This window comes from Sporosarcina sp. D27 (assembly GCF_000586555.1).
Classification (GTDB): domain Bacteria; phylum Bacillota; class Bacilli; order Bacillales_A; family Planococcaceae; genus Sporosarcina.
Genome location: NZ_AZUC01000045.1, coordinates 78,431 through 91,305 on the forward strand (window position 1 = coordinate 78,431; position 12,875 = coordinate 91,305).

The window sequence follows — 12,875 nt, forward strand, 5'->3', positions numbered from 1 at the left end:
TATTCGATGGGAATGATGCTTGTATGAAAATACTCGTTGCACCAGACTCCTTCAAAGGAAGTTTATCTGCACTACACGCGGCTGAAGCGATGGCTGAAGGAATCCTAGAAGCTGACTCTACTAGTGTGCCCTTCTTACTACCTGCAGCTGATGGTGGCGAAGGGACGATGCAAAGCTTAGTGGACGCAACAAATGGGAAATTCGTATCTCTTGACGTGGAAGGACCACTTGGCCATCTCATCCCAGCAAGATATGGAATACTTGGGGATCGTTCGACTTGCGTAATCGAACTAGCAGAAGCTTCCGGTCTCATGCATCTTACAGATCAGGATCGAAACCCACTCATTACGTCATCATTCGGGACAGGACAGTTACTCGTCCACGCGCTTAATGCAGGTTACCGCGATTTCATAATCGGACTAGGGGGGAGCGCTACAAATGATGGAGGGGCTGGTATCTTACAAGCACTTGGAATGAGGTTACTCAACTCAAATGGAGATGAAATTCCTAGGGGTGGAGCTGCACTGCAGCAGCTGCACACCATTGACCCATGCTTTTTTGACCCACGCATCGCTGAAAGTAAGTTTCTAATTGCAGCAGATGTCACCAATCCATTGATTGGACCAAATGGGGCTTCAGCAGTTTTCGGACCTCAAAAAGGGGCATCGAACGTGGAGGTTGAATTTCTAGATAACAGTCTTTCCAATTTCGCAGACATGATAGAGCAATATACAGGGATTTCTCTTCATCACAAACCAGGAGCAGGGGCCGCCGGCGGTGCTGGTGGTGTGTTCCAAGTGTTTTTCCCAAGTATTTTCCATCCTGGTATAAATGTCGTGCTGGAAACACTTCATTTTGATGAATATTTGGAAACTGCAGATCTTGTCATCACAGGGGAAGGCCGTTCTGATAGTCAAACCTTTTCAGGGAAAACTCCCTATGGAATCGCACAGGCAGCACGTCAAAAAAATGTTCCTGTAATACTTGTATCAGGAACAATTACACCAGATTGTCGGTTTGCACTTACTGACTTATTCGCAGGTGTACACACAATTACTTCTGATAGCGTCACGATAGCTGATGCGATGTTGAATCCGTTTAGATTGCTGAAAGAAACTACGAAACAAGCAATTCTGCACTTTAAAAATAAGGAGGAATGTTAAATGTTGTTTGCCATGATTATTTTAAGTGTTGTTCTCATTATCTTTTTAACTGCCGTCTTGAAGGTCCATCCGTTCTTATCATTACTTGCAGGAGCATTTTTCATCGGAATCACATCCGGAATGCCTCTACTAACTGTCGTAGACACTGTTAATGAAGGTTTCGGCGGATTAATGAAAGGCATCGGGATTGTCATTGTCTCAGGTACCATCATCGGCGTCATCCTTGAAAAATCAGGGGCCGCTTATCGCATGGCGGAAGTTGTCTTGCGCATAATTGGTGAAAAACGACCTCAACTCGCGATGTCACTCATCGGATACATTGTTTCCATCCCTGTATTTTGTGACTCAGGATTCGTTATTTTAACCAGTTTAAAGAAAGCGCTTGCAAAACGAGCTGGCGTTACGATAGCCTCCATGTCTGTCGCATTGGCAACTGGATTGTTCGCTACACACACACTGGTCCCACCTACGCCTGGACCTATTGCGGCTGCAGGAAATATCGGAGCTGAAGGTTATTTAGGTGTTATTATCCTAATCGGACTGATTGTAGCAATTCCAGCTACCGTGGTCGGATACTTATGGTCTGTAAAAGTCGGCTCTAAAATTACTGTTCCTGAAGACGCGGAATCCATTACATTCGACTATGATGAAATCGTCAAATCTTTTGGAGAGATGCCTTCTGCGTTTAAAGCATTCCTACCTATTGTCTTACCAATTATTTTAATCGGGGCTGGTTCAGTTGCTAAGCTCACAATGGGAGAAAGTGGATTCAGCTCATTGTTACAGTTCATCGGCGCTCCTACCGTTGCTCTACTTTTCGGAGTCCTTGCAGCGTTCTTATTACTTCCAAAATGGAACGAAGAGACACTTACAGGTTGGATTGGTGATGGCCTCAAAGAAGCAGCTCCTATTTTACTAATTACTGGAGCTGGGGGTGCATTTGGTAAAGTAATTTCTACTTCTGGTGTCGCGGAATTGATCGGGGAAATGAATTTCACTGCACTTGCAGGTGGAGCACTATTCCTACTAGTTCCGTTCATCATATCAGCAGCATTGAAAACCGCACAAGGGTCTTCGACTGCAGCGCTGGTCATTGCATCTACATTAGTGGCACCTTTACTTCCTGCAATGGGTATTGAAGGGGCGATTCCACTTGCACTTGTCGTTATGGCGGTTGGAGCTGGCGCAATGACAGTGAGTCATGTGAACGACAGTTTCTTCTGGGTCGTGACAGAATTCAGTGGCATGAAGGTGACGGATGCTTATAAAGCACAAACAATGGCGACTTTATTGATGGGTCTCACTACAATTGCATTCACGATGATACTGTGGTTAATACTCGTATAAAGTTGTTCGCACAAAAAGAACATACATTCCCTTTTAACTAGACTTTTATAAGATACCGTTGTATACTTATAAAAACAAGCAGTCGGAGGGAGCTACGCAGCATGGAAGAAAAAATCTTACAGTTGTTAGTAGAGCTTACGGCAGATGTACGAGATATGAAAACGGATATTGGTGATTTGAAATCCGGACTGGAAAACTTGCATACCGAGATGAACACACGTTTTGATCGAGTGGATAACCTACTAGAAGGGATTGGTGGTCAATTTGAACACCAAACCGAACAGCAATTAGAACATGATGAGAGGGTTGCTGACGAATTCCTCGTTATCAAATCACGTATTTTCGATCTTGAAAACAAAGTGAATCGTGCGCACTGAAAAAGCAGATTCCCCTAGGAGTTACTCCTGGGGGAATCTGCTTTTTTGATTATAGATCCGCTTCCGCAAGCGCTGTTGCAATGGCATCTTCAATTGGAGTTACTGGTCCCGTAATGTAATTGTTTATCATAATAGAAAAAGCAAGGGGTGTTCCTTTTTTCGTGGTCACATATCCTGACAATGTGGATACACCTGTGATCGAACCGGTTTTCGCAGCTACATTTCCTTTTGTCGATTCCTCTTTCAAGCGATTGCGAAGTGTTCCGCCAACCATTCGATCCGCTTCACCTGCTAGTGGTAGTGATTCTCTGAAAGCCGGATACCAAGATTCTTCTTGAGCTCGAACAAGAAGTGTCGTCAGCGTTTCGGATGATACTAGATTTTTGTGTGACATGCCGGAACCGTCACGTAGCAGAACTGTATCTTTTGCGATACCGAGTCCTGCAAGTGTTTCAGACATTACCGCAAGACCAGCGTTCCAACTCCCCTCTCCCTTCTTGACTCTTCCCATTTCTTTCACGAGCATTTCTGCATGTCCGTTGTTACTCAGCTTCATGAATGGGATATAGATTTCGTTCAGCGGCATAGACTTCTTAGTTGCAAGGATCTTCACGTTTTCAGGTGCTATAGCGCGCTGAAGTCCTTTTTTTCCAGTCACTTGAATTCCTTCTTTTTGCAACGCACTTCGGAATACATCGAGCACAAGCTCCGATGGTTGCCAAACCGCCGTCCATGAACGTGAACTTGAGGCATCTACTGGAATGGAACCTTCTACAATTATTCGATTTGTCCCATGTTCACGATGGATGGAAATTTTCTTTTCTCCACCTTTACCAACAGTAGTCGCCTCATTCACAATGACAGACGTCTCCGTTTTGGGTGATAACGAAACGGAAGGTAGCTCGCCCGCTTTTGCCCCAGGCTTTACTTCCACAATGACTGTCCCTGTATCATAATCTTCATTCGGCGAAAGAGTGAGAGCTGATACTTGTGCACCCACATAGTTGAATTCATCCGACCAATTCAAGTCCTGGGAATACCGGTCATCGTCATACCAACTGTCATCTGCAAACAAATTTCCTTTGATGGTTTTGATGCCTTGTTGTTTCAACTGATCCGCAAACTTCACGAGATCGCTCTGAAGTAGTGTCGGGTCTCCTTTCCCCACTAAATACACGTCCCCTTGAAGAGTAGATCCTTTCTGCTTACCCGTCGTTGCTACTTCCGTTTCGAATCGATAGTCTGGACCTAGCACATCTAAAGCTGCGGCACCTGTCAGCAATTTCATATTGGAAGCAGGTCGCAATCGAATATCACTCATATGCGAATAGATCGATTCACCAGTAGTCGCGTTTCGGACACTCACCCCCGTTATTCCACCCTGCAATTTCGGATCCGCTAGTATCACGTCTAATTTCTTGGACAACGTAACTGATGCATTCGCAGGTGGTGTAATTAAAGCAGCAGAGGCAGTGAGTGCAGGAATCGTTTGCTCATAAGCAATTGGAAGATATGCGACAGCAACTAATAGTGCAAATAAAAGAAGTTGTTTCCCCTTTTGTTTTTTTAACATTCAACACCAATCCCCTTCGATTTTTCTTTAGTATATCAATTATTTGGTGGAATAAACTGTTACAATAAAGAATAATCAGAATTTAATAAGTTAGTTACAGAACACTGGCTAGGTCGCCTGTCCCATAAATCATCAACTGGTATAGTTTATGTACGTTAGTGGTGGTGTATGAGCTGGAGGACACGATACTTTCTGTAAAACATTAAGACCCTGGTTGAGTGCAATCGGGTTTTGTGTTTAAACGAGCGGGGGCTCCCCTGAAACGAGCAGGTTCCAGCTCTAAACGGGCGCGTTCTCCTTTGAAACGAGCGGGTTGCGGCTCTAATCGGGCGGCTTCTCCCTTGGAACGAGCGGGTTCCGGCTCTAATCGGGCGGCTTCTCCTCTGAAACGAGCAAGTTCCAGCTAATCAGGCGGGAAATATGAAGGGGGCATTTATTATGAGAGAAACCACTCAAGACGAAACCGTCAACGAACCAAATGATGGGATTCACCTTGTCGTAATACTTGTCATCGCTGGCATCGGTGGGTGGCTGCAAGTATCCAATTGGATCATCTCTGGAATCGAGGCAGCCTATTTTGCAATCATCTTCCTATTTGTTGATAAAAAAGGATGGCGTATGTTAGTGAAACTTGCAGGCGCCCTACTCATTCTCTGGTTTCTTCAGAAATGGCTAATTGGTTGACTTCCTTTATCACGACTCATAAAAAAGGACAGCTGTGTCTACTAACACACGGCTGCCCATTTTTTTCATCTCACGATTCTGTTTCCCACTCCGCAATCGCTTCCCGTACCCTTGGTGCCACTTCTGCACCCAACAAACGGATTGCACTCATCACTTCGTCGTGTGGCATAGAACCTACCGGAACGTGAAGTAGAAACCTTGTGATTCCTACCTCTTTTCGCAACTTAATAATCTTTTTTGCCACATAATCCGGATCACCTACAAATAGTGCCCCTTCCAGACTTCGTGCATCATCATATGCCTCACGATCATAAGGCGCCCAACCACGCTCTTTTCCAATTACGTTCATGGCGTATTGAGTAGATGGGAAAAATGCATCTGCTGCGCCGCGAGTCGTTTCTCCGACAAATCCGTGCGAATGAGATGCAATCTTCAATTTTGACAGATCATGACCTGCTGCAGCTGCAGCTCGCTTATACAATTGAACAAGTGGCGCAAATTGCGTAGGACGCCCCCCAATAATTGCAAGTACAAGTGGTAGTCCTAACTTTCCTGCACGTACGACGGACTCCGGGTTGCCCCCGCTGCCAATCCAGACTGGTAGTGGCGCTTGCACAGGGCGTGGGTAGATACCTCTACGTTCAATTGAAGGACGATGTTTTCCATCCCACGAAACCACTTCCGAGTCACGTAACTTCAATAACAAATCCAATTTTTCATTAAACAACTCATTATAGTCCGATAAATCCTGTCCAAATAACGGGAACGATTCGATGAATGATCCCCGACCCGCCATTATTTCAGCCCGTCCATTAGAGATTCCATCGAGTGTAGCAAAGTCTTGAAATACGCGAACCGGGTCCGCAGAAGATAATACTGTAACCGCACTTGTCAGCCGGATATTAAAAGTTTGCGATGCCGCTGCGGCAAGCAATATTGCTGGTGAAGATGCTGCATAATCTGCTCGATGGTGCTCACCGACACCGAAGACATCAAGGCCAACCCTATCCGCTAGCACAATCTCCTCGACCACTTCCCGCAGTCGTTCTGCGTGACTTTTCAACTCTCCAGTTTCCGGATCTGGTGTTGTCTCAACGAACGTACTAATTCCTATCTCCATCGTTTCTTCCTCCTAAGTGCACCGTTAATTTCTTTATTGTACTCGTCCATGACTAAAAATGGCGAAACAAACAACTGAATTATTAACAGTTTCCAAAAATACGAAACTATATGCTCTTCTATACGTACACCTTATTATGGACTTAGTCTTAACAATCTAGTACAAAACAAAGGAGGAAACACCATGGGACCCACTCCTATCGTTGAATTGAAGAATTTAACTAAAACGATCCGTGGAAAGAAAATTATCGATGATCTAAGTTTGCAGCTTTATCCTGGACAAATCACAGGCTTTCTCGGTCCAAACGGTGCAGGTAAAACGACCACCATTCGAATGATGGTCGGGCTTATGAAAAAAAGTGGAGGAGAAGTTGTCATTGACGGACAAACTCTTTCTGCAGACTTTGAAGAAGCCCTCTCTAAAGTTGGCGTTATCGTCGAAAATCCGGAAATGTATAAATTCATGTCCGGTTACAAAAATTTGCTACACTTTGCGCGCATGCAAAAAGGGATAACGAAAGAACGCATTGACGAAGTCGTGAAACAAGTTGGTATGCAAAATCGTATCCATGAAAAAGTTGGAACCTATTCACTCGGGATGCGCCAGCGCCTTGGTCTTGCGCAAGCCTTGTTGCACAGACCAAAATTTTTAATACTGGATGAACCGACAAACGGACTGGATCCTGCAGGGATTCGTGAGTTCAGGGAATACTTGCGACTAATTGCTAAGACAGAAAACGTTTCTGTTTTCGTATCCAGCCACATGCTGTCAGAGATTGAACTCATGTGTGACCGGATTGCTGTCATTCAAAATGGAAAACTCGTTGACCTTCGTGATATGAGCGAACCCCAAGAAGCTCATTATTACGTGGAAGCCTTTCCTGCTGATCAAACCTTTGAACTCCTTGGGTCTCTTGGATTCAAATCAGAAAGTGTCAACGAAGGGTTCGTAATCCAAGCGGAAAAAACCAAAATTCCTGAACTTGTCAACGCGTTGTCAACAGCTGGGCTGGAGCTATACGCAATTCAACCACATCGAAAAACACTTGAGGACCAATTCCTCGAATTGACAGGAGGTGGCCAGCTTGCTGAAACTGCTTCAAAATGAATGGATGAAACTATGGTCTAAAAAAGGCACTTGGATAATGGCGGGCTTGATGGTCATACTCATTATCGCCATGGCCGGGATAATGAAATGGTCTTATAGTTTAATGGATGATGAATCCGACTGGAAACTTAGCACCCAAAGCGAACTGGAAAATGACAAAAACTCATTAGCAAGCGGTGTCCTAAAAGGAGAAAGTAAACGACTTGCAGAAGAGAATCTTCAAATCTCCGAATATCGACTTGCAAATGATGTCGCACCATTGAAAGATTTTAGCCGGGAAGGTATGATTTACAATCCATCAGTCGGCAGTATTGCACTGTTGCTCACTGTCATTGTAGCTGCGGGCATCGTCGCATCTGAGTTTTCACAAGGGACGATTAAAATGCTCCTAACGCGTCCCGTGAAGCGCTGGAAAATCATGACGTCTAAGTACCTAGCAATCTTACTATTTGGCGTTTTACTGATGCTAATCGGATTTATAACGACTATTTTAAGCGCTTTTATATTCTTCCCATCAGAGGGCGGGCAAGCTCTTGCCATCTCAGGCGGCAACGTCGTGGAAGTTTCCATATGGGGCCATGGACTTTACATCTTACTGCTCTCATTTGTTAACGTAATCATTACCGCAACGTTTGCGTTCATGATTGGTAGCGTCTTCCGCTCAAGCGGGATGGCAATTGGGCTGTCCTTGTTCATCTACTTCACGGGAAGTGTCATCGTTGGTCTTTTGAGCAGGTTCGAAATAGTGAAGTACTTGATATTCACACATATGGACTTGACGATGTACGAGTCCAATTACATCTTGAATGATGAAATTACACTGTCCTTCTCTCTCGTCGTCTTAGCTGTCTATCTAATAGCATTCTTAATTGTCAGCTATACAGTATTTACCAAACGGGATATTACGGCGTAATTTATATTCACCAGTTATTACGGGGTATCCTCCATAATAACTGGTGTTTTGACTTTTCAAACACTTATATTAATATTTGAGGATTGTTATTATCCAAGAGTGGGAAGTTACATGTTTTATCAAATGTTCATCCTAATACTGCAAGAATTAGGAAAAGAGCTCTGAACACATCAAAGGTCAAAAAGCGAGGGATGGAAAGCTGAAACCTTAGCATTTCATCGACTCTCGTCAAGATCCATACGAGGTGAAAGTTTTAAAGTGAATAAACCTGAAAAAAACCGGCTACACTTCTAGTAAAGTGAGTCGGTTTTTGGTATGCAAAATGATTCTTTATTCCTTATTGATGTAGCAACTCTATGTATTTCAACATGTTCTGTCTAATTTCACGTCGTTGTCTAGTAATAATGGTTACATAATTGTTCTTGAATTCTTGAAAATTAGTTTATACAAAGCATCTTCCGGGTAAAATTTCTTAATAAGAGGAGGGACAGAATATGCAGACAGAGTGTGAAAGTTATGTGATGGTTCGTGAGTTACATCACCTCAACGAAGAATATCAACTAGCGCCCACTCAATTAAAATCGATAATCCTCACTGATATCCGCCTAATCGAAGATGCCCTCGACCTTTTGAAAGTTGATACCTCTCAACCTATGTAAGTTTTTCTTGCCCCTTTTATCCCGGAAGCTAATGATACCATTCATCTACCCCATTCACTATTTGGGGATTAACATAGAAATCCAGCTCTCCGGCACTTAGAAATGCCGATAAGAGGCTGGTTTTTGTGTTTTATGAGTGCGCAATTAACGCTTGTTTTTCAGTAAGTTCGATTTCGAATCCGAGGTCTTCTAACATACGAAAGTCCGAATTGTCCTCTTGACCATCCGTAGTTAAATAGTCTCCTACAAATATACTGTTAGCTGCATACATTCCCATTGGTTGAAGTGATCTCAAATTGACTTCGCGTCCACCGGAAATCCGGATTTCCTTGGTTGGATTCATATAACGGAAGAGTGCCAATACTTTCAAGCAATAGCGTGGATTCAATTCATTCGTCCCTTCCAATTTCGTTCCGTCAATAGCATGCAAAAAGTTTACAGGAATGGAATCTGCATTTAACCTACGAAGTGCCCGTGTAATATCGACGACATCCTCTTTAGTCTCTTTCATCCCGATTATGGCTCCTGAGCATGGAGAGATTCCATACTTTTTCGCAATTTCAACTGTGTCTACACGATCTTTGTACGTATGTGAGGTTGTAATGAAATCATGATGACGCTCGGAAGTATTCAAGTTATGGTTATACCGATCGACGCCTGCTGCTTTCAGCTGCTCTGCTTGTTCTTCTTTTAAGATTCCCAAACACGCACACACGGTTAGACCATACTTTTCCTTTATTTCCTCAACAGCTTCACTGACAACACGTACGTCTTTTCGAGTCGGACCTCGCCCGCTTGCCACGATACAATACGTTCCGATATTGTTGTCAAACGCCCGTTTAGCTCCTTCTAGAATTTCCTCTTTTGAGATGAATGGATACTTATCAATCGGCGCTGTGGATTTTGAAGATTGAGAGCAATATCCACAATCCTCCGGACAAAAGCCACTCTTTGCATTCATGATCATATTCAGTTTTACCTTTTTCCCGAAATATTGACGTCGAATCATATAGGCTCCATCTAGCAGAGATAAAACCTCGTCATCATTTGTGTTCAAAATCGACAATGCTTCTTCATTTGAAAGCTCTTTTCCTTCAATGACTTCTTGTGCGAGTGTTCTCCAGTTCATGTCGTACGCCCCTTTTTATGTGAATAAATTTTTTCAATATCGGATATAATCTTGCAGCGAGTAATCCCGTGCCTACAGCAAGCGCAATATCTACAACAATCGTGCTAAAGAATCCGGCTACCAAGACGTGCATGGCGTTTGTAGGTGTATCCATCCAGCTATTCAGTGCGACGTACAAATAAGGGACTCCAATTGCATAAGTAACCACGGTTCCCGCCAGATTTGCCAAGATAAAGTGCTTTCGATTAGGAACCGAAATGCGCTCTATGATAAAGCCGATGACATAAGCAGCCGCAGCAAAGCCTATTAAGTAGCCGAATGTCGGTTGAAGGAGATACGTGATTCCTCCACCTTTTGTGAAAACCGGAAGTCCTGCTAACCCCACAAACAAATACACAAGCTGACTTTGTAGACCACGACTACTCCCTAATAACGTTCCTGCTAAAAAAACAATAACAATTTGTAATGTAAACGGGACAACCGGTAGCGTAATTTTAATGAATGCACCTATTGCTGTTAATGATGCAAAAACCGCAATAAGAGCCATTGAATTTATGCTATTGGTTCTCTTCATACAAGTTGTCCTCGCTCGTAGAAAAATTGCTCCATCACTTCTTTCGTTGTATTCACCATCCATTCGATTTCTTCTTCAGAGATTACATAAGGTGGCATGAAGTAAATGATGTTGCCAAGCGGACGTATCAGAAGCCCTTTTTTAAGAGCTCGCTGATAAATTTCATAGCCGATTCTTTCATCACTCGGAAAAGGTTCCTTCGTTTCGCAATCAGCCACCAATTCAATTGCACCAACAAAACCGGTTTGACGGTATTCTCCGACATACGGTAACTCGTCAAATGCTGCATGGGCGAGTTGTTGTAATAACTGCTGTTTCGGAAGCAACGTTTCCATTACCCGCTCTTCTTCAAAAATGGCGAGGACTTCTTGGGCTGCGCGAAGTGCTAGTGGGTTGCCTGTGTAACTATGCGAATGCAAGAACGCCTTCATCGTGCCATAGTCATCGTAAAATGCGCGATATACATCCTCTGTCGTTAGCACTGCAGACAAAGGTAAATATCCTCCAGTAATCCCTTTCGATAAACATAGAAAATCCGGTGTAATATTTGCTTGCTCACAAGCAAAAAGTGTACCCGTTCGTCCAAAACCAACTGCCACTTCATCCGCAATTAGATGTACGTCATATGCGTCACACAAATCCCGTAACTTTTTTAAGAATATCGGGGGATACATTTTCATTCCAGCTGCTGCTTGAATGAGTGGTTCGATAATGGCAGCAGAAATAGTATCCGCATGTTTCTTGAGTTGCTTTTCAGTATCTTGAATACACTGTGCTTGGCACGTTTCAGGAGATTCCCCAAATGGACACCGGAAGCAATCGGGGCCTTGTGCGTGAACTACATTAAGTAATAGTGGCGCATATACATCGTTATATAATCCAACGCCTCCCATAGACAGTGCTCCAAGTGTCTCGCCATGATAGGCATTCGAAAATGCTAAAAATTGTTTTTTCTCAGGTTGACTAGTTTGGGCGCGGTATTGAAAACTCATTTTGAGTGCGACTTCAATGGCAGCGGACCCGTTATCTGCGAAAAACACTTTTTCTAGCCCTTGTGGAGTTAACTCCACAAGTTTTTCTGCAACATGAATAGCGGGCTCATGGGTGAAGTTTGCAAAAATCACATGCTCCAGCTTTTGTGCTTGATCCGCAATTGCCTGGCTGATCCGTGGATTTGTATGACCGAACAAGTTGACCCACCAAGAAGATACGGCATCCAAGTATCGATTGCCTTGTTTGTCTGTCAACCAGACCCCTTCCCCTCGCTCAATAACAATTGGTGGGAAGGTCTCATAGTCTTTCATCTGCGCGCATGGATGCCAAATATGTTCAACATCCCTTGCTTGTAGTTCTTCATACTTCATTGGACATCAACCTTTCCAAGATCGGCACGTCCGTAAAACTTTCAATTGTACGATTTGCCTCAATAACCGCGAATGGTAGCCCTGTAAATCGACGGATTGTGTCTATGTTATTTTGCTCTATCGGGGTTTGGTTGAATTGGTTGAATACAATTCCTTGCACACTGATTCCACGCGTATGCAACGCTTCAATCGACAACAGTGTGTGATTGATGGTGCCTAGTTTCGTAGAAGCGACAAGGACAACCGGCAATTTCGTTTGTTCCACCACGTCCAATAATGTCTTTGTCGTATTTGAATGGAGCGGTACGTATAAGCCGCCTGCACCTTCACAAATAACCGTTTCGAATTTTGTTTTTAAACGCTCAATTGTATGTAGCAACAGGTTTTCGTCAATTTGCTTGCCAGCTAACTCAGCAGCATAATGCGGAGACGCCGCTATTGGAAATGAATATGTATTGAGTGAATCGTTGTCCAAGGAATACAAACTATAATCCTTATAACTTGACGTATCCTCATAATGACCCTGGTCTGCGTCGACAACAAGACCTGTTTGTACCGGTTTGTAAGGCGTGACGGCTAGCCCCGTTTTCTGAAGTTCTCTCAAGAATAACGTCGTCACAAATGTTTTTCCGATTTCCGTATCTGTCCCAACTACCCAAAAGTGTTTCATCGTAAATACCTTCTTCATTTATCAGAATGAATTTCATTTGCGTTAACCTAATTAATAATTTAGTTAACACAAATAGGTTATCACAATTTTATTCATTCGTAAAATAGTATTAAAAAAAGCAGACTGCAAAGAGCTTATTGCTCCTTACTGTCTGCTAGTAGTATTTTGATAGACTGGTTTCAATATGCATCTGTT

13 protein-coding genes are annotated in these 12,875 nt (G+C 43.4%); 7 read left to right on the forward strand and 6 right to left on the reverse strand.

Going from position 1 to position 12,875, the window contains the following annotated elements:
- Window positions 1-23: 23 nt before the first annotated feature.
- The 3 genes from N693_RS0107330 to N693_RS0107340 all read left to right on the forward strand — a co-directional run bounded on the left by N693_RS0107330 (window position 24) and on the right by N693_RS0107340 (window position 2,887).
- Window positions 24-1,163: a glycerate kinase gene (locus N693_RS0107330; RefSeq protein WP_025784151.1), complete on the forward strand. Its 1,140-nt coding sequence runs from the start codon at window positions 24-26 to the stop codon at window positions 1,161-1,163.
- The gene (locus tag N693_RS0107335; protein WP_025784152.1) at window positions 1,164-2,510 is read left to right on the forward strand and encodes a GntP family permease; all 1,347 of its coding nucleotides are present in this window, start codon (window positions 1,164-1,166) and stop codon (window positions 2,508-2,510) included.
- A 101-nt stretch (window positions 2,511-2,611) separates the two neighbouring features.
- Window positions 2,612-2,887 (forward strand): hypothetical protein, encoded by a 276-nt coding sequence (locus N693_RS0107340; protein ID WP_025784153.1) that lies wholly within the window; start codon window positions 2,612-2,614, stop codon window positions 2,885-2,887.
- 49 nt (window positions 2,888-2,936) lie between these two features.
- Here the strand turns inward: N693_RS0107340 and dacB are convergent, their stop codons facing one another.
- Complete coding sequence (dacB, locus tag N693_RS0107345) at window positions 2,937-4,460, reverse strand: D-alanyl-D-alanine carboxypeptidase/D-alanyl-D-alanine-endopeptidase (RefSeq protein ID WP_025784154.1); 1,524 nt, start codon at window positions 4,458-4,460, stop codon at window positions 2,937-2,939.
- Between the two features lie 438 nt (window positions 4,461-4,898).
- Here dacB and N693_RS0107350 point away from each other — a divergent pair, with 438 nt between their 5' ends.
- Window positions 4,899-5,144 carry a hypothetical protein gene (locus N693_RS0107350; RefSeq protein WP_025784155.1) on the forward strand — a complete coding sequence of 82 codons (246 nt, stop codon included), beginning with the start codon at window positions 4,899-4,901 and terminating at the stop codon, window positions 5,142-5,144.
- Between the two features lie 70 nt (window positions 5,145-5,214).
- On the opposite strand, the gene N693_RS0107355 is transcribed toward N693_RS0107350, so the two are convergent.
- Window positions 5,215-6,264 (reverse strand): LLM class flavin-dependent oxidoreductase, encoded by a 1,050-nt coding sequence (locus N693_RS0107355; protein ID WP_025784156.1) that lies wholly within the window; start codon window positions 6,262-6,264, stop codon window positions 5,215-5,217.
- Between the two features lie 183 nt (window positions 6,265-6,447).
- Between N693_RS0107355 and N693_RS0107360 the strand changes: the two genes are divergently transcribed.
- The 3 genes from N693_RS0107360 to N693_RS20170 all read left to right on the forward strand — a co-directional run bounded on the left by N693_RS0107360 (window position 6,448) and on the right by N693_RS20170 (window position 8,943).
- The gene (locus N693_RS0107360) at window positions 6,448-7,371 is read left to right on the forward strand and encodes an ABC transporter ATP-binding protein (protein WP_025784157.1); all 924 of its coding nucleotides are present in this window, start codon (window positions 6,448-6,450) and stop codon (window positions 7,369-7,371) included.
- Window positions 7,340-8,284, forward strand: a complete 945-nt coding sequence (locus N693_RS0107365; protein WP_253271164.1) for an ABC transporter permease — start codon at window positions 7,340-7,342, stop codon at window positions 8,282-8,284. The genes N693_RS0107360 and N693_RS0107365 overlap by 32 nt, the downstream gene beginning before the upstream one ends.
- A 494-nt stretch (window positions 8,285-8,778) precedes the next feature.
- Window positions 8,779-8,943, forward strand: coding sequence for a hypothetical protein (locus tag N693_RS20170; protein ID WP_156028882.1), 165 nt, complete (start codon window positions 8,779-8,781; stop codon window positions 8,941-8,943).
- A gap of 130 nt (window positions 8,944-9,073) precedes the next feature.
- Here the strand turns inward: N693_RS20170 and bioB are convergent, their stop codons facing one another.
- Genes bioB through bioD form a run of 4 tightly spaced genes read right to left on the reverse strand, consistent with a single transcriptional unit; the run spans window position 9,074 to window position 12,680 of the window.
- Complete coding sequence (gene bioB / locus N693_RS0107375; protein ID WP_025784159.1) at window positions 9,074-10,072, reverse strand: biotin synthase BioB; 999 nt, start codon at window positions 10,070-10,072, stop codon at window positions 9,074-9,076.
- Window positions 10,038-10,646, reverse strand: a complete 609-nt coding sequence (locus N693_RS0107380; protein ID WP_025784160.1) for a biotin transporter BioY — start codon at window positions 10,644-10,646, stop codon at window positions 10,038-10,040. Before N693_RS0107380 ends, bioB begins: the two co-directional genes overlap by 35 nt.
- Window positions 10,643-12,010, reverse strand: a complete 1,368-nt coding sequence (bioA, locus tag N693_RS0107385) for an adenosylmethionine--8-amino-7-oxononanoate transaminase (protein ID WP_025784161.1) — start codon at window positions 12,008-12,010, stop codon at window positions 10,643-10,645. Before bioA ends, N693_RS0107380 begins: the two co-directional genes overlap by 4 nt.
- Complete coding sequence (gene bioD / locus N693_RS0107390) at window positions 12,000-12,680, reverse strand: dethiobiotin synthase (protein ID WP_025784162.1); 681 nt, start codon at window positions 12,678-12,680, stop codon at window positions 12,000-12,002. Before bioD ends, bioA begins: the two co-directional genes overlap by 11 nt.
- Window positions 12,681-12,875 lie beyond the last annotated feature (195 nt).